22 protein-coding genes and 1 pseudogene are annotated in these 23,391 nt (G+C 33.7%); 11 read left to right on the plus strand and 12 right to left on the minus strand.

What is annotated here, in order from left to right:
- Nucleotides 1–72: 72 nt before the first annotated feature.
- On the plus strand, nt 73–864 hold the full coding sequence (locus SB773_RS19910; RefSeq protein ID WP_410591648.1) for an arylamine N-acetyltransferase family protein: 792 nt from the start codon (nt 73–75) through the stop codon (nt 862–864).
- Between the two features lie 118 nt (nt 865–982).
- On the plus strand, nt 983–2,770 hold the full coding sequence (gene pepF, locus SB773_RS19915; RefSeq protein WP_044440014.1) for an oligoendopeptidase F: 1,788 nt from the start codon (nt 983–985) through the stop codon (nt 2,768–2,770).
- A 48-nt stretch (nt 2,771–2,818) separates the two neighbouring features.
- Here pepF and SB773_RS19920 read toward each other — a convergent pair whose 3' ends face one another.
- From SB773_RS19920 to SB773_RS19955, 8 genes are all read right to left on the minus strand, one after another.
- Nucleotides 2,819–3,865: an agmatine deiminase family protein gene (locus SB773_RS19920; RefSeq protein ID WP_410591651.1), complete on the minus strand. Its 1,047-nt coding sequence runs from the start codon at nt 3,863–3,865 to the stop codon at nt 2,819–2,821.
- Nucleotides 3,866–3,961: 96 nt separating this feature from the next.
- The gene (locus SB773_RS19925) at nt 3,962–5,704 is read right to left on the minus strand and encodes an amidohydrolase (protein ID WP_131245352.1); all 1,743 of its coding nucleotides are present in this window, start codon (nt 5,702–5,704) and stop codon (nt 3,962–3,964) included.
- A gap of 81 nt (nt 5,705–5,785) precedes the next feature.
- A complete protein-coding gene (locus SB773_RS19930) occupies nt 5,786–6,607 on the minus strand; it encodes a MerR family transcriptional regulator (RefSeq protein ID WP_410591654.1) in 822 nt (273 codons plus the stop codon).
- Nucleotides 6,608–6,651: 44 nt separating this feature from the next.
- Nucleotides 6,652–7,629 (minus strand): agmatine deiminase family protein, encoded by a 978-nt coding sequence (locus SB773_RS19935; protein WP_410591695.1) that lies wholly within the window; start codon nt 7,627–7,629, stop codon nt 6,652–6,654.
- A 229-nt stretch (nt 7,630–7,858) separates the two neighbouring features.
- Nucleotides 7,859–8,791, minus strand: coding sequence for a bestrophin family protein (locus SB773_RS19940; protein WP_410591656.1), 933 nt, complete (start codon nt 8,789–8,791; stop codon nt 7,859–7,861).
- 178 nt (nt 8,792–8,969) lie between these two features.
- Nucleotides 8,970–9,389: a phosphate-starvation-inducible protein PsiE gene (gene psiE, locus SB773_RS19945; protein WP_002165314.1), complete on the minus strand. Its 420-nt coding sequence runs from the start codon at nt 9,387–9,389 to the stop codon at nt 8,970–8,972.
- Between the two features lie 176 nt (nt 9,390–9,565).
- Nucleotides 9,566–10,729 (minus strand): agmatine deiminase family protein, encoded by a 1,164-nt coding sequence (locus SB773_RS19950; RefSeq protein WP_002142629.1) that lies wholly within the window; start codon nt 10,727–10,729, stop codon nt 9,566–9,568.
- Between the two features lie 285 nt (nt 10,730–11,014).
- The gene (locus SB773_RS19955; protein WP_410591658.1) at nt 11,015–12,142 is read right to left on the minus strand and encodes a serine hydrolase domain-containing protein; all 1,128 of its coding nucleotides are present in this window, start codon (nt 12,140–12,142) and stop codon (nt 11,015–11,017) included.
- A 261-nt stretch (nt 12,143–12,403) separates the two neighbouring features.
- Between SB773_RS19955 and SB773_RS19960 the strand changes: the two genes are divergently transcribed.
- Nucleotides 12,404–12,631 (plus strand): hypothetical protein, encoded by a 228-nt coding sequence (locus SB773_RS19960; protein ID WP_410591660.1) that lies wholly within the window; start codon nt 12,404–12,406, stop codon nt 12,629–12,631.
- A 94-nt stretch (nt 12,632–12,725) separates the two neighbouring features.
- On the opposite strand, the gene SB773_RS19965 is transcribed toward SB773_RS19960, so the two are convergent.
- Nucleotides 12,726–13,952 (minus strand): MFS transporter, encoded by a 1,227-nt coding sequence (locus SB773_RS19965; RefSeq protein ID WP_060749147.1) that lies wholly within the window; start codon nt 13,950–13,952, stop codon nt 12,726–12,728.
- A 113-nt stretch (nt 13,953–14,065) separates the two neighbouring features.
- Between SB773_RS19965 and SB773_RS19970 the strand changes: the two genes are divergently transcribed.
- The gene (locus SB773_RS19970; RefSeq protein ID WP_410591662.1) at nt 14,066–14,917 is read left to right on the plus strand and encodes a LysR family transcriptional regulator; all 852 of its coding nucleotides are present in this window, start codon (nt 14,066–14,068) and stop codon (nt 14,915–14,917) included.
- Nucleotides 14,910–15,419 carry a DUF3916 domain-containing protein gene (locus SB773_RS19975; protein ID WP_410591664.1) on the plus strand — a complete coding sequence of 170 codons (510 nt, stop codon included), beginning with the start codon at nt 14,910–14,912 and terminating at the stop codon, nt 15,417–15,419. The genes SB773_RS19970 and SB773_RS19975 overlap by 8 nt, the downstream gene beginning before the upstream one ends.
- Before the next feature lie 120 nt (nt 15,420–15,539).
- Here SB773_RS19975 and SB773_RS19980 read toward each other — a convergent pair whose 3' ends face one another.
- Nucleotides 15,540–17,156, minus strand: coding sequence for an FAD-dependent monooxygenase (locus SB773_RS19980; RefSeq protein ID WP_410591666.1), 1,617 nt, complete (start codon nt 17,154–17,156; stop codon nt 15,540–15,542).
- 371 nt (nt 17,157–17,527) lie between these two features.
- Nucleotides 17,528–17,659, minus strand: coding sequence for a hypothetical protein (locus SB773_RS19985; RefSeq protein WP_258397518.1), 132 nt, complete (start codon nt 17,657–17,659; stop codon nt 17,528–17,530).
- A gap of 66 nt (nt 17,660–17,725) precedes the next feature.
- Here SB773_RS19985 and SB773_RS19990 point away from each other — a divergent pair, with 66 nt between their 5' ends.
- From SB773_RS19990 to SB773_RS20015, 6 genes are all read left to right on the plus strand, one after another.
- Nucleotides 17,726–18,070, plus strand: coding sequence for an ArsR/SmtB family transcription factor (locus tag SB773_RS19990; RefSeq protein WP_060749152.1), 345 nt, complete (start codon nt 17,726–17,728; stop codon nt 18,068–18,070).
- Between the two features lie 30 nt (nt 18,071–18,100).
- The gene (locus SB773_RS19995; RefSeq protein ID WP_410591669.1) at nt 18,101–19,099 is read left to right on the plus strand and encodes an NADP-dependent oxidoreductase; all 999 of its coding nucleotides are present in this window, start codon (nt 18,101–18,103) and stop codon (nt 19,097–19,099) included.
- A 190-nt stretch (nt 19,100–19,289) separates the two neighbouring features.
- Nucleotides 19,290–20,756, plus strand: a complete 1,467-nt coding sequence (locus SB773_RS20000; protein ID WP_410591671.1) for a protein adenylyltransferase SelO — start codon at nt 19,290–19,292, stop codon at nt 20,754–20,756.
- A 243-nt stretch (nt 20,757–20,999) separates the two neighbouring features.
- Entirely contained in the window at nt 21,000–21,413 is a 414-nt protein-coding gene (locus tag SB773_RS20005; protein WP_410591673.1) for a hypothetical protein, read from the plus strand.
- Nucleotides 21,414–21,700: 287 nt separating this feature from the next.
- Nucleotides 21,701–22,798 carry a tetratricopeptide repeat protein gene (locus SB773_RS20010; RefSeq protein ID WP_256486532.1) on the plus strand — a complete coding sequence of 366 codons (1,098 nt, stop codon included), beginning with the start codon at nt 21,701–21,703 and terminating at the stop codon, nt 22,796–22,798.
- Between the two features lie 2 nt (nt 22,799–22,800).
- A complete protein-coding gene (locus SB773_RS20015) occupies nt 22,801–22,989 on the plus strand; it encodes a hypothetical protein (RefSeq protein WP_002087700.1) in 189 nt (62 codons plus the stop codon).
- Between the two features lie 46 nt (nt 22,990–23,035).
- Here SB773_RS20015 and SB773_RS20020 read toward each other — a convergent pair.
- A pseudogene (locus tag SB773_RS20020) lies at nt 23,036–23,244 on the minus strand (hypothetical protein).
- Nucleotides 23,245–23,391 lie beyond the last annotated feature (147 nt).

Consider the following 23,391-nt stretch of genomic DNA (forward strand, 5'->3'; position numbering starts at 1 on the left):
TATAGTTTAAAATTCACATCGGATTCAAAATTGTTTACAATTTATCTATAAAAGCATAACGGAGGGATTTCTATGACCGACTTTCAAAAACAATTTTTCGCAAGATTAAATATAGAAGAAAAACACAAAGTTTCATTTGAAGATTTACCTAACATTATGTACGCAATGGCACAAACTGTCCCTTTTGAAAACTTAAATATTCTCGAAAACAACTTTAAAGAAATATCAAAAGAAAATCTAAAAGAAAAAATTTTAATAAACAACCGTGGCGGCCTTTGTTATGAATTGAATCCGGCTATGTATTACTTCCTTAAAGACTCTAAATTCGATGTCCATCTCGTTTCAGGAACAGTTTATAACGCTGCAAATTCTATATGGGCTGTAGATTCAGGGCATATCGCAACTGTTTTACAACATCATAATGAACTTTACTTAATTGAAGTAGGTTTCGGATCATATTTACCCCTTTCCCCTGTTCCTTTCTCAGGTGAGATCGTTCATTCTGTAACAGGCGACTATCGTATTCGTAAAGAAACGACTGAAAAAGGTAATTATATTTTAGAAATGCGTAAAAACAATGAGTTTCTAGATCAATCTTCTACTGATGATTGGACAGTAGGTTATGCATTTTACTTGGAAGAAGTGGATGAAACGAAAGCAAATGCAGCACAAAAAATTATTGTTGAACATGAAGGTTCACCATTTAACAAAGTACCTCTTGTTGTAAAACTTACTCATGACGGGCACGCATCATTAACAAAAGATAGCCTTACAGTAACGAAAAATAGAAATAAAACAAAAGAAACAATTACAAAAGAGCAATATACAAACCTCCTTCATTCAACGTTCGGCATTACATTATAACTTTTAAAGCCTCGCCATTTCCGGCAAGGCTTTTCATTTTCCAGCAGGGATTTTTTGCAATTTGTTGTATTTCATAGTTATATAGGAATATAACTACATATTTAGAAAGGAAATGATTATGACTGAACTTAAAGATCGACTACAAGTAGCTGATAAAGAAAAATGGGATTTAACGGATATTTATCATACAATTGAAGATTGGGAAAGCGATTTTCATAAAATTGAAGTATTAACGAATGAATTACACAAGTTTAATGGAAATATTCACGATGGCAATAGTTTATTAGCTTATTTAACAAAGAGTGAAGAAATATCTAGCATAATATCTTTAATGTTCGCTTATGCACGATTACAATCTGATCTTGATACACGCGATACTGACGCTCAATCCCTTGTCGATAAAGTATCACAATTACATGTGAAAGTAAGTGCGGCTAAATCTTTCTTTTCTCCATTCTTACTTAGCGTAGATGAAAACACATTACATTCTTACATAGAAAAAACCGAAGGCTTACACTATTATAAAGAAGACTTATTTGAGTTATACCGTTATAAAAAACACGTTTTGAATAAAGACCAAGAAGAGATTTTATCACAAATGGGTGAAGCACTCTCCTCCCCACAGCATACATTTGGCATGTTAAATAATGCAGATATAATTTTTGGTGAAGTGACTACTGATGATGGAGAAAAAGTAAACTTAACACGTGGAATGTATTCAAAGCTAATAGAAGATGAGAATCGTGAGAAACGTGAAGAAGCCTATAAAGCTTATTACAAGCCATATGTTCAGTTAAAAAACTCTATCGCTTCTACTTTGTCCGCAGCTATTAAAAACAATGTTACTGTCTCAAAGCTACGAAAATATCCATCAGCTTTAGAAAAATCATTATTTGGCGACATGGTTCCGAAAGAAGTATATGAAAATTTAATTGAGACAACGAAAAAAAACATTCAATCATTACATACGTATAATGAACTTAGAAAAGAAAAATTAAATGTAGATGAACTACGACAATACGACTTGAGTGTTGATTTAGTAAAAGGTGTAAAACAAGACATTCCATACGACGAAGCGTTTGATATAATGATTGCGTCACTAGCTCCTTTAGGTAAAGAATATATCGAAACATTAAAAAACTTTAAAGATAAACGCTATATAGACGTGAGAGAAACACCTGGAAAACGTTCTGGCGCTTATAACTTTGGTGTATACGGTGTTCATCCTTTCATTCTTTTAAATCATCATGATGATTTAAATAGCCTTTTCACCCTTACTCATGAATGCGGGCACGGTATGCATACGCATTACTCACACGGATACCAACCAAGAATTTCTGCACACTATTCCATTTTTGTTGCAGAAGTCGCTTCTACAGTAAATGAAGTGTTATTAATTCATTATTTATTAAAAGAAGCAAAAGAAACGAACGTACGTAATCATTTAATTAACTACTTTATCGATAGCTTTAAAGGTACTTTCTTTACACAAATCATGTTTGCAGAATTTGAAAAAATTACACATGAAATGGCCGAACAAGGTAAACCATTAAATGCCCAAGTCTTTAGCGAAGTTTATGAAAACTTGTTTAGAGAGTATAATGGCGACTCTCTCGTATTTGACGAAGAAGTAAAATACGGCTGGGCTAGAATACCGCATTTCTATCGTCCATTTTACGTGTACAAATATGCAACTGGATTCGCTTCTGCAATCCAAATTGCTGATAAGTTATTGAGCGGCGATCCAAATGCTCAGAAAAACTATATTGAATTCCTTAAAGGCGGAAGTTCTGACTATCCATTAAACTTACTGAAAAAAGCTGGTGTTGATTTAACTACGCCAGAACCGATTGAAAGTGCACTAAATCGTTTTAGCTCACTTGTTGAAGAGTTTTCAGCATTATAAAAAGCATGCAGAGTATATACTCTGCATGCTTTTTTCATTTCGGTTACTTTATGCTAAATGTTGCTGTGTTACACAGTGAATCATACCACCATACGCAAACAGTTCATTTACATAAACACCGACAATTCTTCTTCCTGGAAACTGCCCTTCAATGATTTGAAGTCCTAACTTATCATGTTCATCACCATATATAGGAACTAATACAACTTCATTTCCAATATAAAAGTTCAAATACGAGCCCTTACAGTCTGCTTCTTTTACCACTTTTCTTGTTACCGGTACTGGGATGAGCTGAAATGGATTTCCATCTATATTTCTCGCTTGTCGCAATTCTTGATAATACTTTTCCTGCGCCTCCAAAAGGTACGACTCTCCTTCCCCAAAAGGATCATATTCATAAAGAATTGTATTTTCATTTACAAAACGCGCTGCCCCATCAATATGGTAATCTGTATCTTCATCATAATTATCCTCTCCGCGAATACCAGTTATCCATATAAAATTCGTTACTCCCAAATACTTCGTTAACTCTATTTCAATCTCTTCCTGACTTAGTGTAGGATTTCGATTTTCATTTATAATAGAAGTTTTTGCCGCCATTAAGGTGCCATTTCCATTTATCTCTATTCCTCCACCTTCTATACAGACACTAGATTTAACTTTTGGAATGCTATACATTTCACTTATTTTTTCTGGAATAACAGCATCATTTTCATACGGATATTTCTCACCCCACCCATTAAAAATCCAGTGTGTTAAGCAGAGATTGCCTTCCTTATCTTTTACAAAGATCGGTCCGTTATCTCTTATCCATACATCATCCGTCTCTTGAACTAAGAAATCAATTTTATCCATATCCACTTTCGCTTCAATTAACTTCGATTGGACATGTACTTTTTCTTCTTCATCATATACAACAATATGCACAATTTCTCCGTAATGAAGCTCCTTTGCCATCGTTACCCAAATATCATCTAACTTAGCTCTGTAACCTTCACCTCTATGAGCTTTATCATGAGGCCACTGGAGCCATGTCTCCTCATGCTTTTCCCACTCAGCTGGCATATAATATAAACTATTTTCCATATTTCTCATACATGTTCACCCCTTCTTCGAATGTAAGTTCAGTCTAAACTTTGACATCGTGTTAAGGTCAACAGAAATATATTAACTACTTCATAAACTGATTCTTTATTTTCCCTTGTGATACACTACTTCTCCTTGTAAAACCGTCACTAAAACTTTCGCATTTGGAATCTTATCGACACTCATTTTAGTAATATCTTCATTTAGTAATACCATATCGGCTGATTTACCTACTTCAATTGAACCAGTAATATTATCAAGGCCTAATGCTTTGGCGGGCTTAATTGTATAAGCATCAATAGCTGCATATATATCAGATAAGCCTTTCTCTTCAATACTTAACGCATTCGAAATTGTCACAAGTGGATTTAGTTCATTTACATCCCAATCACTACTAAGCGATACATTTGCTCCTGTTTTCCAAATGCGTCCTAACGGCATAATTCGTTTCATCTGTTGATCTGTAAAATACGTACTTGCCCAGCTTTGTTTAGGATCTTCCGCAAAATCATGGCCTACTTGGAAATCAGCGCTAATACCTAACTTAGCAAAACGATTTATATCACTATCTTCTACCATCTCAACATGTGTGAGCGTATAAGGCTGATTCGCACCTTCTTTTTTCGCTGCTTCAATTGCATTTAAACTCTCTCTTACCCCGCCATCCCCAATCGTATGAATGAGTGCACCGTAACCAAGTTTATTAAGTTCCGTTAACCACCATTTCATTTTTTCTTCTGGAATATAGTTCAAACCGTACGGTGTTCCTTTAAACCACTCAAATTTATATTTTTCTAGTATTTTAGCTGTGCTGTTAATGCTAATTCCATCACTATACATCTTCACTTGATTAATAAGCATTCTAGATGATACATCATCACGCTTAATTTTTTTGAAATACTCCATTTGCTCTGCTTCATTTAAGTTCGGATATACCCACGGACGAAGTACTACTCGCGACGTTAACTTTTTCTCATCATTAACTTTATTCCAAACATCTAACCAGCCTCGTTTCCAATAAAGACGTCCATCGCCGACTGTAGTAATACCATTCTTCGCAACCTCATCTAAACCGTCTAACAAACCTTCATAATTTTTTTCAAAGAGATTGGGCTGGGAATTCCATGCTTTTTCCATCACGATATCCCCTGCTGTATCATACAGAAGCCCGAAAGGTTCTCCTGTTTCTGGATCCCGGATGATTCTTCCGCCTTGCGGATCTTTCGTCTCTTTATTTATTCCTGCTGATTCCAATGCCTTTGAGTTAACCCATACAGAATGAGAAGTTCTTTCCATAATTAATACAGGGTTATTAGGAAATAACTCATCAAGAACTTGTAATGGCGTTTGTTGTTCTGATTTTTCGTCCATATCTTTTAACAGCTCTTCCAAACTAAATCCTGTTCCGCTTATCCATTCGCCATCTTTCACATCTTTTTTACAAGCCTTTAAATACGAGCGTTGTTCTTGCAGCGCAGCATCCGGTGAAACACTACAATTCCCTGCTGCTGGTGATTTCGCCTCAAATATATGATTGTGATTGTCCACAAAACCAGGAAGAATAAAACGCCCTTGTAAATCCACCACTTTCGTATCTTCATTTATAAATCCTTCTACATCTTTGTTTGAACCAACAAATGTAATTTTCCCTTCTTTAACGGCTACAGCCTCTACAATGTCTTGCTTGTCATTTGAAGTATAGATTGTACCATTTTTAAACACTACATTTTTTGGCAACTGATTTGGTAGAACGAAGCTACCATTCTCACCTTCTCCTACTCCAGGAGTACACGCTGAAACCCATGTCATACTTAGAATCAGACAAATAATCATGATTGTTCTTTTCATATTCTTTCTCCTTTTTATTATGATGAATTACTTACATAAATAGAATAAGGATTGACATAATGTTAATGTCAATCCTTATTCTCATTCTATTTTCGTAACTAAAAAACAAATTTGTGTGACATACTCTTCTACTAAACAATCACATTCAGATCCCTTTATGTAGACCTCATATGGTGAACCATCTATTACATAACCATTTCTTTCAATCCATTTTTCTAACGCAATATAAGCGTAGCCTATATAGTCATAACTTCCATAATGCATAGTAGTAACGATTTGATGTGGATTTAATTTTTTTATTTCATATTCTTGTACTACATCTTTATTGTTCCCATGCATGACCGGAATCCTTAATTCAACATCACTTTCGTTTGGAATATACTCTTCATCATAAAAGACCGTAGAGGGCGAACCAACCATTTGTAAGTTATGCTTTTGTACTTTTTCATATAAGTCATAAAAATAATCATCCATATCATCTATATCTATTTGCAGTCTTTGAGCAATTACTGTTATTTCATTTCTCATTCCAATAAATATATCGTAATTTCTATGACAAGCAGTATTTAAAGCATGATTCATATTTACCATTTCATTCATTTCTGAAATGACCTGTAAATTTTGTTTCACCTCATGAGACAACTCTATAATTTGTGATTGCATATGTTTAATAAATGAATCTTGATCTGATGATTGAAGAAGTATTTTAATTTTCGGTAAAGGGAACTTGTACTCCCTTAGCTTTTTAATTTTCAACGCTATCTCAAGCTGTCCTTGCTCATAATATCTATATCCATTTACCGGATTCACATATGCTGGTTTCAATATTTCCTCTTTATCATAATGCCTTAACATTCGTGTACTCATTTTACAAATCCGTGAAAATTCAGTAATTGTATACATATAAATACCCCTTGAATACATTTTCTTATATATAAGCTTATTTATTAAAACCAATCAAATATTTTTCTGATTGTAGAACCTTCATTCTGATCGTTCAGCCTTTTCATTTTTGAAGGTAACAAATGACTAGGACAATACCACGTTAAACAATTCATCGCGCCTCCCATTGTCGATATTTCTCCTACATGACTTTGAATAACTTGTTTCTCAGTATGCTGTTGAATATATCGTAAAACTTCCTCATCTTTAGCTAATCCAAACTTAGGAACGTAAAGCGTATCACATGTTTCTAACATATTTATATATAAACCTTTTGCTGACGCTATCTCTTCATCGTATTGACCCTTCTCTGTATATGACGAAGGAACAACTATAAATTCAGCCTCTGGCATTTGCTCTTGAATAATCTCTTGAACCTTATATCTAAATTCATGATCCCCTAAAAAATCACTAATAAACATTGTATGTTCATCAATAAATTTAACCATCCCGTCTGCGTGTGCAAGTACATCTCCCTCTTCAGCAGGAATAATAATAACCCGACTCACATCTAAATCCCATTCCAGTTGCTCTATAATTTCTTCTTCCGTCCAATCATAGTTATCATCAAATATGCGTTCCGTTAATATAACGGTATCTTTTTTATTCCAAATAAGATTTCCACCGTCTAATATCAATGGAGATGTCACATATTCAAAATCGTTCTTTTTCAACCATTTATTAAATTGTTGATCTAAATATCGTCCTTGATCTTTCGGTAAGTAATTTGGTTGATATTTGAATTTAACTAGATGATTTGTTACAACTGGTGCAACATCTCTTAGCCAAATATCATCATACTCAAAAAAGTTTGTATGAAAGTCTTGCTCTTCAACAGATAAAGATATAAGTTGATCGGTAAATGCTTTATTTTCATTTAAGTATTCATTAAAATAAATAATGTCTTCATAAAATGGTCGATAATATTCATTCGATTCATCTGGTATTGCAGTAAAAATAATGCCACTATGTTTTTGTTCCATATTACTTACCTCGCTTTTTAATAATGATTGAATAACTGTTTTCAATAAGCCAACTATTCCCCAATTCATTTCTCTTTTCATTACAATTTTTGAAACGTGCACATTTCATGAATGGATTATAGCACGGAGAAATATTATATATTTATATAAAAAATATAAAGCCATCGTTAAGCCATAAACTGACTCTTGACAAAATTTTTAAATTTTAATCGCCGTACACAATGACGGATTAGATGATTTTTTTATCAAGATTCAAATCCATTACTTCTAACAGGGCGTTTTGATTATATAAATTCACTAAATGTGTTTCTACCCCTATGCAAATCCCTTCTAGCGGAAGATCGTTTGGATCTTGACCAAATGGATCCTCAATTTCAACCCCTATTGCTTCAATCCCTATAAATGCAAAACTTATAAACGTAGTTGCAAGTACTGTAAACCATCCAAGACTATCAACAAGACCAATCGATAAAGTCCCGCAAAATATGAGCAGTAAAATTTTAATATGAGCAAAATAGGCAAAAGGAATAGGCGTTGTTTTGATCCGATCACATCCACCCATAGCCGTAAGCAGAGTATTCAAATCAGCTTCCATATTAATTATTGCATTTGGGTGAATTTGACCCGTTTTCAAACCTTTTGATAGTATAGTTTTTAACATAAAAACTATACTAATTGGTAAATGAATAGACTCAGCCAACATTTCTTTTTCCTTCTCAGAACAAATATCAAACAATGCTTTTATTTCGGATAAATCTTTTTCGTCTCTCAAATGTCCTTTCGCTATCTTTGGAAAAGCAATTAACAAATGTAAAAATTTTAATTTTTCCTGATCCGTCTTTTTCCCTTCAGACTCCCAATAACATAAAAAACTAACTGCCAAATTTCTAGTACAAGCACCAACCGTTCCAAATAACTTTCTACCTTCCCAATACCTATCATAGGCAGTGTTAGTACGAAAAACTAACAGTAGACCTAAAGCTCCTCCAACAATTACCCAAGGAGTTTGATTAATTTTTATTTCTACATAATAATAATTAATCACAGTTACTATCGTTGAAATACATATATATAATAAAATTTGCGGGAAAATATCTCTTACCACTGTTCCCTTTAATGTAAATATTTGATGTAAACTATTTTGATTATTGTAATGAACCATACTTACAAAAACCTCTTTCCTTATTAACCTTTTATTCTTTTAAATTATGAAAGTATACAATTAAATAGTAGAATCATAAACCCTATTATTATAAAACTGGTTAAGATTATTTCTTTCAATACTGTTACTCCTTTTTACCAAAAGATAAAACATCTTTTTTGATTTAAACAACAAACGTTCACTCTTCTAAATCACGACGCATTATTTTAGAATTTGCAATGAATAAAGCACTAATTAATACAAGAATCGCGCAAGCATATATCAATGAATCCATTGGACTATCATGGTCTATAATAATTAGACGAACAATAGCCGTAATACCTATATATATAAAATAACGTAATGGAAAATGAAAGTTCATTTGAAAATACTTTATAATCATTACGATGAATTCAAAATATAAAAAGAATACGACAATGCTATCAATTAAATGATAACTAGATTCCTCACTATTTAATTTAAGTTCTTGTATAAATTGAATGACTTCTTTCATAAGAAACACACTTAAAACAATTCCCAAACAGATCAAAGCTACATTTATAATGTACTGTAGAACGATAGGGAAAAACGAAAATACTCTTTTTAAATTCTTTAACACAAACATTTTTCTCCTTTTCCATATAAAACAATAATGACAATATACTTTTATTTAATTATCGTTACATTAAAATTATACATTCCTATCTTGTTACAGATGTTAAAACAAGACAAAATAAGTAAAGATAGCATTTCACCTATTTTGTCTATAAAGCAACATAACGAAACTATAATCGATTACTTCAATTGAATCGGTTGTTGCTGTGTCACACAATGGATCATTCCGCCATTTTTATAAAGCTCTCTCACATCAATTCCCACTACTTTACGATCCGGGTATAATTTCTGAATCGTATCGTTTGCGATTTTGTCATTTGGATCATTATAGTTAGGCACCAATATAACTGTATTCCCAACATAATAATTGATATATGACCCCTTATAATCTAGAGTTTTTCCACCTTCTAAAGTAACTTTATCTTTACTAAGCGGTAAGTATTCGTACTTATATTTCTGTCCTGAAGCATTTTTTGCATCTAACAATTTATCCATATCTTTGTTTGACAAGCCCCATTCAGCCAAGTCATCTTCTGCCATCGTTACGATTGTAGATTTATCATGGAATTTAGCAAATCCATCAATATGAAAATCAGTAATATCTAAATTAGGCACTCCATCTAACCAAATAAAGTTTGTCACCCCAAGGTCACTTATATATTTTTCAATTTCAGCTTCTGATAAATCAGGATTTCTATTTTTATTCGTTACTGCGCTTCGAGTTAATAAAGCAGTCCCATTGCTGTCTAATTCAATTGCGCCACCTTCAAGGACAAATTTCCCCCAATCAATTCTTTCAATCCCTAATTGTTTACTAACATTCTCACGTATACGGGCATCATTTTTATATGGAGTTTTCTTTCCCCAACCATTAAATGCTGGATCTAATATTTTCAGATTTTTATTATTGTCATAAACAAAAATCGGTCCACTATCTCTTGCCCACACATCATCAGTAGGAGCGATAAAGAAATCAACTTTATCCATATTCAGCCCTTTATCTATTAAAAGCTTATTGATTCGCTCTTTCTCTTCCTCATCATATGCAACAATGTGGACTTTTTCACCCTCAGTTAAAGCACTTGCCATCTTAATCCAAATAGGTTCAACTTCTTGTTTATACTCTTGACCATATGTGTATTCATGAGGCCATTGTAGCCATGTACCTTCATGTTTATCTTTTTCATCCGGCATCGTATATTTTCCAGCGTTTTTCTGTACCTCTACTTTTTTATCCTCTTTCTCTTTCCCTTTGGCATTTTCATTATTCCCTTCAAAAGAACATCCACTAATAATCGTTGTAGATAATGTAGCTATTAAACAAAACTTTACTATTTTTTTCATTTTTCAACCTCCTGTTCATGTCTACAATACTGTAAGGCTTAACATAGTGTGAAGCTCAAGCTTTTTCATCAATGTAAAAATTACCAATTATTCTTCCGCATGATAATCACATAATTTCAATACAAATAGATGACATTCACAAAATACACTTCCTATATTTAACATCCATATCATTTAACTTCCTTCATAAATTTATTCTAATACTAATCCCCTCTCATACATGCTTGTTCACTAAATAAAAAAATCGGTATTGATAATTTTATATCAATACCGATTTTTAAATAATTATTTTCCTTCTATTAAATCATTCGCTAATTTCCTAAACTCTTGATTAAATGTATCATTCATACCATTTTGTACGTTAGAGAATAATATTATAAACGTTTTTTTATCCCAGTTAAAATTATTAAAAGTGTTCCAGCCAGCTAATACACCGTGGTTATGATAATAATCTGGGTAAATATAGAAGCTAAATCCATATTTTCTCGCAGGTGATACTGTAAACATATCTGATAAGCTTTGTTTAGAAATCAGCTTTCCATCCATAATAGCCTCATCTAATCTTTTCATATCTTCAACGGTCGTATACATTTCACCACAACCATACAGCCAGTTCATTTTTAAGCGGGGTGTAGCTATTAACTCATTATCTTTTTTCGTGTAACCTTCTGCTAAGAAAATATCTTCAGGGAGAGTTGCACCCATACCAGATTCATTCATTTCAACAGGAGTAAAAATGTTTTCTTTCACATATTCAGCAAGCGGTTTATTCGATATCTTTTCTACAATATACGCAAGTACCATATAATTATAATCTGTATATTTCCATCCTGTCCCTGCAGGAAATTGCAACTTTTGCGCTCCAATCCACGTTACTAACTTTAAACGTGATGCCGCATCAACACTACCTTGTCCCTGATCTGGTAACCCGGACGTATGTGTTAACAAATTTCGTAACGTAATGTTTTTATCTGCTGGAAACGATGGAATATACTTATTTACATTGTCTTCAATATTCAATTTCCCTTTTTCTCTTAGCTGTAATATAGATATTGCAACTACTGTTTTCGTTATGGAACCGATGCGATATTTTGTTCTTGGCGTTGTTAAAACTTTATCTTTTATATTCGCATACCCGTAGCCTTTTCGTAAAACCACATTATTTTTATCCGTTACGAGAACCGTTCCGTTAAATCCTTTATCTTTTAAATATTGATCGAGTTTCGTTGCTGCAATATCATAACGTTTTTGCTGATTCGCATCAAATTTCGGTTGAACATTTCCAACTTTATCCTCAAAATTTGAAAATGCCTTCAAACTGTATTTCTTTTCTTTATTTGCATGTATGAGTGCAGCGACACTCCCACAAAAAATAGCAAAAACAAAGAAAGCGATTAACCATTTCTTAAACATATGGGAACCCTCTTTTATCTAGTTTCACTTTATACTTTTCCATTCTATTCTATATCTTTTAGTTTTTAAATATCTTATAATCTATCTACTCTATTATTCCTCATAGTAAACTAGATTCCTTTTTCTAACGTTCAAATTTTAACTACTCTCTATTGTAGTTCTTTTTTACAAAATTTCCACCTTACAATCGGATACATCCAACCTTAATTTAAATTTTTTATGTAACATTCGTTACACATTAACAAGAATGGAGGCGTTAATTTGAAAAAGACCGATAAGCGCAATCGTTTAGATGATATGATGTTTCATTATCGAGTAACAAAAAACAATATAGTTTTAGTTGAATATTACAGAAAACAGATTATGATTTTAAAAGGAAATGATGCTGAAAAATTTTTAAACAAAATAAATCGGACAAGTAACGAAAAAGAAAAACAGCTTATTATGGCTAAAATTACAGGTAATTTCAAAAGAGGAAATGAGCGTTAATGAAAACGAATCTCATTTCTAAATTGATTATACAGCATATAAAAAAAGAAATGTCACTCTCACGACATTTCTTTAGATTTTCTTCATAAAAGATTTACATTTTTAATATTCGTTTACTGTTACATAAATTCACCGCTGAAACGCTTAGTAATGCAGCTATCCCCATCCATGCATATGTGTAGCCTTTTCCATCTACTATATAACCAAACAAAGCAGGTGCAAAGATAATAGCAATTTGATTAAGTGTAAGCGCAAAACTCACTGTTAGACCTACCAATTCCTCACTTGCAGACTCAGCAACTTCAACCATAAAAAGACTAAACCAACCGATCGCAAAGAACCCTAGCAGTCCGCTCATCACAAACAATGCCTCAAGTGTCATTGTGTTTATACTCATTACAACAACTAAAATTAAGCAAAAAGATATACATACAGTTATTAATAAAGGTGTACGACGATCACCTTTGTAATATGTATCACTTATTGTAGCTAATATAATTCGGCCTATCATTCCTGCAACTAGCATAACTGAAAATACTTTCCCTGCTACAATAGGTGTTATCGATTTTTCAATGACTAAAAATTTTATAAAATGTCCGACTAATATCATTTGTAAAGAAATCATGCAAATACCTGTAATAAAAATTGGATACAGCTCTTTTTTACATATTACCTTTTTTAACTGCATCCAAAAAGAAATACTTACATTTTCTTGGCTCGTGTGTTCTCGTACGTACGATTCCTTATAAAATATGAAAAACAATAACCCGCCTATTATACATATAGTTGCAATTACATTTATCGTATAAGCTAAACTAAATTTAATTGTAAGCAAAGGGATTATTACTCCTGCTAACGCCCCGCCAATAGGTATACCAGCTTGCCGTATTCCCATAGCTAATCCGCGCATTTCTTTCGGAAACCATTTCAAGATTACTTTACTTCCCCCTGGCTGGGATACGCTATAAAAAGTTCCTATTAAAAGAAGGACAAATAATAGCCCCATAAATCCCCTTGCCATATGAGCAAGTAAAAGCGCCCCGCCAAGTAATACAGCACTCGCTCCAATTAATATTCTTTCGTTATATCGATCAAGTAACCTTCCAGCAAAAAGCATACAAAACAGCGGACCAATATTTACAGCACTTATTAACAACCCAACCTGCATATTCGAAAGTACATATTTCTGTTTCCAAAATAAAGCGAGTACCCCTACTCCATATGTTATAAGTGTTGCACTTGCCTGTGCTACCGTTGCCAAAGTTAACATGATCCATTTATTAGAACTACTGTACTTTTCAATTTTTTCTTCACTTATCAACGTTATCTCCCCCATATCCCTTTCATTGTATGAACGTTCTGATATCATGTAAAATAAGTCTTAATAATAGAATCCATCAAAAAAATTGATACCTTTTTTCGGGGTGATAATAAATGGACATAAAAGATTTAACGGTTTTTTACGAAGTTGCGAAAGTAGGAAATATATCTCATGCTGCTAAAAACTTAAACTATGTACAATCAGGTGTAACGATGCGTATAAAACAACTAGAAATTGAGTTATGTGTGCCTTTATTTTATCGAAATGGAAAAGGCGTTACTTTAACTTCTAACGGAGAAATTTTATTAACATATGCAAAACAAATCATCCATCTAATCGATCAATCCATTCAAGCTGTCCAAAGTAACGGAACCGAGCCAAAAGGCACGTTAAAAATCGGGTGTACAGAATCGACAACAGCCGTTCGTCTCCCGCCTATATTAACGACCTATTATGAAAAGTATCCAGAAGTTGAATTGATTCTAGAAACAAATACGACAGACCAATTAACTCAGCTCGTTTTAGAGCGAAAACTAGACGGGGCTCTTATCGCTGGAAATATTCAGCATACTGAACTTCATACACTTTCATTTCGAGAAGAAGAACTCGTTCTCATTAGTAAGACTCCTCTATCTTCCTTTAAAACAATAGGAGAACTGAATTTACTCGCTTTTAGTCAAGGATGTTATTACAGAAAACTATTAGAAAACTGGCTTCAAGAAGAAGGGATTTCACCTAAAAGAATACTAGAGTTCGGAACAATTGAAGCAATACTTGCATGTGTAAAATCAGGTATGGGCGCGGCTGTTATGATGAAATCCATTATTCCGGATTATGAACATGGTGTATCTTTAAATACATTACCAAATCACTTTAAAAAGGTTCCTACTACCTTTATTACTCGAAAAGACATTTTTCACTCAGCTGCCTTGCAAAAATTTATGGAGATGATCAACAATGCGTGAAAAAAAAATACGTGGTATGAAACGAAGAACACAAACTCTTATAAAAAGAATTGAAGACTCTACTAAAGCATTTCCGTCTACTTTCTATAACGATGAATACTGGCATATGCCTTTACCAGGCTCTCAAGCTTTTATCGATTCTATTAAAACACCTAGAAAAGTAAAGCGATTATGCATTCAAACATTATTAGATAGAGCGGATCTTTTAATGAAAATGAAACCGAACGATACAAATACATATCGAGTCGTTGTTATGATCAAAATAGCAAGCTTATGGAACTCACAAATCATCATATTTAAAAACGATGACTACTTTCAAATTTTTTTCAATAGAGATAACGAATTTCAAAAATGGATTCCCCTTTCCAATGAGTCCGACTTCAGGCATGAATGGAAAATATCAATTTCTAACAGTGTCCAAACATTGCATTTCCAAGAGATAATCAAGGATGAAGATGGATTTTTCGAAGAAGAACTTTCGTTTATCGGAGAGTTATCATAATCAAATAATATCAACGATTTTTCGAATATATCCACTTTCAACTTACAATATTTTTATTTTGTAAGTTGAAAGTGGATTGTTATAAAGCACCGCTTGTGAAGTACAAGCGGTGCTTCTTATTTAATTACACAATAAATTGTTCATTACCTCTTCAAGTAATACGTTCGGCTTTAATACCTCGTTTTCCGTACGCCATCCAATAAATCCATCTGGTCTTATTACTACCGCTCCTCCATTTTCTATCCCGTATAGTTTTCTAAAAAAGTTACCTTGATCGATAAAATCACCAGTTAAACCTACCTGATACACTTTTATCTTTACTCCTAATCCAGATGAAACAGCATGTGCAGCTTCAGTCCAAGCACTAGGCTCAGCTCCAGTAAGTAGCACAAAGTTGCTACCAAATAGATCAAGTATAGAAACTTCTTTTCCTTCATAAGTTCCCCAAAAATGTGGCGCACGCGTTCCTGGGCGTCCATTCAAATCAACTATATCCATTCTATGCGGAGTGTTACATTCGTCTATAATTGCTTCTGAGCAATACTGATAACCAGCAGTAACAGCTAAACTATCCATATTACTCAAATTACCTACCTCTCTGCCCGCAGCACGAAATAACATACTACTCGCATGGTCCGTCGTTAATTTCGCAACAGGATATCTCTCGTCATGATACGTTTCTAACAATTTTGGATTTGCTTTACCTTTTATAACCGCAGCCAATTTCCAAGCTAAATTATGTGCATCTTGTATTCCTGTATTGGAACCGAATCCTCCTGTTGGCGGCATAATATGTGCCGAGTCGCCAACTAAAAAGATGCGATTGTCCTGAAATTTTACCGCTGTACTTTCACTCGCTTCCCACGGCAAAACACTTACTATTTTTGGCTTAATATCCATACTTCCAATTGCAGTTTGAATAATTTGTTTACAGCGTTCTAGAGTGAAATCCTCTGGTCTCTCTCCTTGTATTGGATCATAAGCCACATGGTATATCCATTTCCTTACGTTATCGACCGGAATAAGTGCACCAAGAACTTCTGGATGTCGTATCATAGTAAAACCAAATGCGTCTCCTTTTATAAATCCACTCAAATCCGCTTCAAAATATATGTTCATATAATAACCACCGATCGTACCACGGCCCTCGGTTAAAATTCCTAACTCTTCACGTATTTTACTTTTCGCTCCATCTGCTGCAATTACATAATCACAATAAATAGTACTCTCTTCTTTCGTGTCACGATTTTGAATCATTGCTATTACTCCGTTTTCATTTTGCTCATAAGAAACTAGTTCATGATAAAAAGATAGATTTCCGCCTAACTTTTGCGCGTATTGTAGCATCATCTCTTCTAAAGTAATTTGATAACAAGCAGTTTGTTTTGATGGGCTAATCTCTTCCACTTTACGAACTAACTTTTCGTTATTTTCATACTGCGCCGCCCTTATTTGTTCCAATTCTTCATGCTTTACCTCAGCTATTGTTTCAACCGCAATTCTCCCATGACAATTCTCTAATGCTTTACCAGCTAATCTAATTCCTTTTTCTAGACCTAATTCTCGAAATAATTCCATCGTACGAAAAGTAATCCCGCCTGCTTTCGGATGAATCGCAGTAGACGGATGCCTTTCAATAAGTAAGTACTCAATGTTCTGTTTTCCAAGAAATAACGCAGACGATAATCCTGATAATCCCCCTCCAACAATTAAAACTGGTACATGTTTTGATTTCATATATTTTCCCTCCACATTTGTTCTTCTGAGCTCAGTGACATAAATATAATCAAAAAACCAACAAAAATATAGACTTATATTTCATTTTGAATTATCATATAGATAGATTACGCCCCAAATTACTTTTATCCTTTAATACATCTACAATTCACCTAAATTGTGTGTGTATTAAAGGATAAAATAGAAGATCCTACTTTACGTTGAACTCTTTTCTGACGAAGGCATCAAAAATAATAAAAACATTATAAGCGGTCGTAACCCTATAGATTATAGAGGGTTATGACCGCTTATTTTTTTGAAATACCTTCTCCTTTATAACCTTTATCATCTATAGAAAACGCATTGTTAGATCTTTTTCTATTTCTTAAACTTCATCCATTGTCGTATTTAAATCTTCCAATTTCTTTTCTATTCCCCATAATAAATGCTCCACGATTTTCAATACGTAAAAATTGATTCGTCTCGATTTTCTTTCTCAATATTGCATCGAATACAACAATCATGTAGCATTACCGTATCGATACAATGGTTCATCATCTTAAACCTTTCGACTAATTATTGGAGGTACAGTGATTGAAATGAATAAACAAGAACAATTAAATGTCATTAAAGAAGATTTTATTGATTGTCAAAAAGTATTAGTAGCAATTGGTGATGAAACACGTCAAGCTATTTTGTTAGTTCTAATGAAAACGGAATGTCAAACAGGATTACGTGTAGGAGAAATCACTAAACAAACACACCTTTCTCGACCAGCAGTATCACATCACCTTAAAATTTTAAGAGAAGCTGGCATTATTTTAATGCGAAAAGAAGGTACAAAGAATTTTTATTATATTGATATACGTACAAAATTAAGTTTATTAAAAAACCTTGTATTAGATATTGAGAAGTTATTGCAAGACTTTTATTGAAAAAAGATACGGTATTTGGAGGTATAAGAAATGAAAGCAATGATAATTGATAAGTATGGGAAAGTCCCAATGCGTATGACAGAGGTACCTACTCCTGAAATAAATGAGTATGAGGTGCTCGCGGAAATTCATGCAGCTAGTATTAACCCAATTGATTTTAAAATACGCGATGGAAAAGTAAAGATGTTACTTAAATATGAAATGCCCCTTATTCTTGGTAATGACTTTTCTGGTGTCATTGTAAAAACTGGAGCAAAGGTGACTCGCTTTAAAGTTGGTGATGAAATATATGCACGTCCAAGAAAGAATAAGATTGGTACTTTTGCGGAATATATAGCCATTCATGAGGATGATGTAGCCTTAAAGCCAAAAAATTTAAGTTTTGAGGAAGCGGCGTCGATTCCACTCGTTGGCTTAACATCATATCAAGCATTACATGACATCATGCACTTACAAAAAGGACAAAAGATTTTAATTCACGCTGGATCCGGTGGTGTTGGTACTTTCGCTATTCAATTAGCAAAAATAATGGGTGCTACTGTTGCAACGACTGCTAGTGAAGCTGGTGCGAATTTAGTAAACTCTCTTGGTGCAAATGAAATTATTAATTACAAAACAGAGAAATTTGAAGATATACTAACAAATTATGATGCGGTATTTGATACAATTGGCGGTACAACACTTGAAAAATCATTCGATATTATAAAAAGCGGTGGGAACATCGTTTCCGTTTCAGGAATGCCGAATGCTCGCTTCGGTAAAGAATTTGGTTCAGGATTTTTTAAAACACTCCTATTTTCATTGGCCAGCAAAAAACTTACTGCACTTGAAAAAAAGCATAGTGCTCAATATTCATTTTTATTTATGAAACCAAGTGGGGATCAATTACGTATTATCGCAAACTATATTGAATCCGGAAAAATCAAACCTATAATCGACCGAGTTTTTCCTTTTGAAGATGCTCAAAAAGCAATGGAATATTCGGAGTCTGGAAGAGCAAAAGGTAAAATAATTGTAAAAATTAAATAATAGCAAAAACTCCATTTTAATTAATCTTTTTGAAAAATGGAGTTTTTATATTTGCTGTTAAATAGACACAATGCACTGAAGTCCTTACAATAGATTGCAAGGGGAAATAACATATTATACTTTTAGTTAACTTTACAAAGAATATATACGTACACATACATAATTCAAAATACAAAAAGGAGGAGATAAAATGACTAAAAATAATGAAACAGGTTGGAATTTAGATAATAGTTATACTACATTACCACAATCATTTTATACAGAAATCCCCCCAACTCCTGTAAGCTCACCGGAGTTAATTAAACTAAATAACTCATTAGCAATATCTCTTGGTTTTAATCCTGAGGATCTAAAAAAGGAAGCTGAAATTGCTATTCTCGCTGGTAATGCAATTCCAGAAGGGGCTCACCCACTAGCTCAAGCGTATGCTGGACACCAATTTGGTCATTTCAACATGTTAGGAGATGGTCGTGCCCTTTTAATCGGAGAACAAATTACTCCTTCAAGCGAACGCTTTGATATTCAATTGAAAGGTTCTGGCCCTACTCCATATTCACGCCGCGGTGATGGCCGTGCTGCGCTCGGCCCGATGCTACGTGAGTATATTATTAGTGAAGCGATGTACGCACTTGATATTCCGACTACTCGCAGTTTAGCAGTAGTCTCAACTGGCGAACCAATATATCGCGAAACGAAGTTACCTGGAGCTATTTTAACTAGAGTTGCAAGCAGTCATATACGCGTTGGAACATTCCAATATGCTGCAGCTCGCGGATCAATCGAGGATCTCATAGCTTTAGCTGATTATACGATAAAGAGACATTATCCAGAGGTTGAATCTACTGAAAATCCATATGTCGCACTACTACAAGAAGTCATTAAGAGACAAGCAAGCCTTATCGCAAAATGGCAACTCGTCGGCTTCATTCACGGCGTAATGAACACTGACAATATAACGATTAGCGGTGAAACGATTGATTACGGTCCTTGTGCCTTTATGGATAATTATGACCAAGGAACAGTATTTAGCTCTATTGATGTAAAGGGCCGCTACGCATATGGAAATCAGCCGTATATGGCTGCATGGGACCTTGCACGATTAGCTGAATCTTTAATGCCGATTCTACACGAAGATGAAGAAGCAGCGCTAAAAATTGCCCAAGATGAAATTTCAAAATTTAGCGTGCAGTACGAAAACAATTGGTTCCTCGGAATGAAGAAGAAATTAGGACTATTTAGCAATGAAGAGCAAGATCAATCACTTATTGAGAAACTTTTAAAAGCAATGGAAAAATATAAAGCAGATTACACAAATACATTCCGTTCATTAACTGACACTACATTAGAAGATGCACCTTTATTTGAAAGTCCCGAATTTAAAGAATGGTACGAGCTATGGCAATCTCGGTTAGAAAGACAAAAAGAATCGAAAGATGATGCATACAAATTAATGAAAAATAACAACCCAGTAATCATCCCCAGGAACCACCGAGTAGAAGAAGCACTAGAAGCAGCTGTTAAAGATGGAGACTATAGCGTGATGGAGAAACTTCTTCAAGCTTTAGCAAATCCTTATGAATATTCTCAAGAACAAGCGGATTACTGCACGCCTCCTGTGCCGTCTAATCGTCCTTATCGTACTTTTTGCGGGACGTGATTGTTTATCTTTAACCTTTAAATTTATTATTCATCCACTTATTTCCTTACACCACTTGAGAAAGTGGTGTTTTGTCGAATTTATTTTTCTTAATTTTCAAAATATAAGAAGGTTTTACAAAATATTACACAGAATTATGTAGTATCGTAAATTAGGGGGGAATTCCCCTATTACGATTTGTGTTATTCTATCTAATTTCACAAACGAATAACACAAATAAATAACTATAAGAAGAGATAAGATTTGAAAAGAAAAATTGGTACAGTTGTTGTAGGATTATCAGTACTTGGTTTTGGTATTTTTGGTGTAAACATCGGGGATGGCGGAGTTGTAAAAGCTGAACATGGAGATGTTCCAGCGCCTAAATTAGAAAATCATGGTGACTACGGAGGGGCTCCTGCTTTCAATAAAGGCGATACTTGGGCTCCTAAATTAGAGTCTCATGGGAATACTAGTGGGGCTCCCACTTATGATCATGGAAGACCTCCAGTTTCTAAACAGGATAGCCACGCTGATTTCCCTGCTCCTAAGCAAGAAGGTCATGCTGATTTCCCTGCTCCTAAGCAAGAAAGTCATGCTGATCTCCCTGCTCCTAAACAAGAAAGTCATGCTGATCTCCCTGCTCCTAAATTAGAAAATCATGGTGAGCACATTTAAAAATCCCCCCTTCAATTATGAAGGGGATTTTTAAAATTTATTATTTTTATTTACTTTCTCAACTTTTTCTTGGTTTGAAATAAAATATTCACGTTTTGAAATCCCCACAGCATTTACCATCTGAAAAATAACAAATATTGAATAAAATATACAAATATACAACTAAAAACGATCTAATTTTCTTATTTACAAGAATTTTATTTATCAAGTTATTTTTACATAATCTTCCGATAATTCATGTTACCATTATAGATACAACTCAATAGAATATTATGAGGGGGAATCTTATGAACACTTTATTAACCGGGAGTACATACGCAACAAAACATCTAGAAGCGTGGTATCACGCGATTTTAACTCAAAATGTCGCAGTATCCCAGGACTGCTATCATGCAGCAGCAAAAGAACAAAAAGAAATGCTTTTACAAGGAAATACAGAAAATGCATCCTACCAATTATTTTTTGATTTATTAAAATTCCGCTATGCAGTATTCACTGAAGGGCTATCAATTACAAAAGATAGTTTTGAATCGATTAACGCTTATGCTATACCATCTGATTTACAACTATCCTACTTATATCACTATTACAATGCAATTTACTACACTGCATTAAACAAATTCGATAAAGCTGATGATTATTTTGAGAAAGCAAAATCATCATTAACTAGTCTTACTAATGTGGAGCAAGCTGATTTTTATTATCGATATGCAGTTTATCATTTTCAAATGCAACAACCAAGCCAAGCTATAGTAAATGCAACTAAAGCATTAGACATTTTCCAAACAATAAACGATTGCGAACGAAACGTAACATCATGTTTAAGTGTGCTTGGTGGAGCCTATGTAGCAGTTGGACACTATGAAAAAGCTGAAGAATTATACTATAAAGCAATTGATATCTTACAAAAATTAAACGAAGAACCTTTACTTCTTCATGTACGAAATAATCTAGGTACACTGTACGCAAATCAAGATTTATCAGAACAAGCCATTCGCCAATTATCAGAAGTGATAGAAAAAATGCCAAAGCACTACAAAGCATTATTTTTACTTGCACAAGAAAATGGAAAATTAGGCAATATAGAATTAGCAAATAAGTATATCCAAACCGGAAAAGAGATAGTTTTACAACTGGACAACGAGGAGTATAAACATCATTTTTCTATTTTAGAAGCTAATATTAATGAATTTGAATTAGAACAGTTAGATAAAATTGTACAAGCAGGAATTCACTATTTTAATGAAGAATCTTTATTCAGTTACACTTCAGAGTATTGCGAGAAAATAGCAACTACATATCACAAGAAGCGACAGTTTGAAAAGGCTAGTGAGTATTTCTCCAAGAGTATTGAAGCAAAAAAAAAGAATGAAAGAAGGTTATGAAAATGAGGAAAACAATTGGTAAAATCGCTTTAGGTATTGCTTTTGCTGGAATCGCTGCTTTTGGGTTAAATGCAAATCTGACAAATCAAGCTGGACATGAGCATTTCCCTGCTCCACAAAAACCTGACTTTGTTCAATCAGTTGACGTAAGTACAGATTACAACTCAACAACAGCTGAAAAAGCACTTTAAAAAATGAAAGACCTTCAATTAAGAAGGTCTTTTTAAATACGCTTATTTAGTTAATGTAATCGAATATTTTTCATAGCAAAATGGTAGTACAAATGACACTAAACAGCCTATCATAATTGACAAACTTGATAAAAAAATAAATTTACGAAATGATATATCATTCCTCTTGTATCCCGTAAAACAAGCTTTTATTATAATAAACACGGTCATCATTATGATAATAGCTGAAAAAGTGGCTACTAAAAGCACTTCCAGTTTGTTTCCCCCTATAAAATATATTAACCTTAATTTTACCATTAAATGAGTATAATAAAGACAACCTATTTCTTAATATAAGGTTTTCAATATGCCTCCGACGGGATTCGAACCCGCACTCCTTTCGTAAGCATAGGCTAAGGGGAA

Source organism: Bacillus sp. SIMBA_074 (genome assembly GCF_046534555.1).
Lineage (GTDB): Bacteria > Bacillota > Bacilli > Bacillales > Bacillaceae_G > Bacillus_A > Bacillus_A mycoides.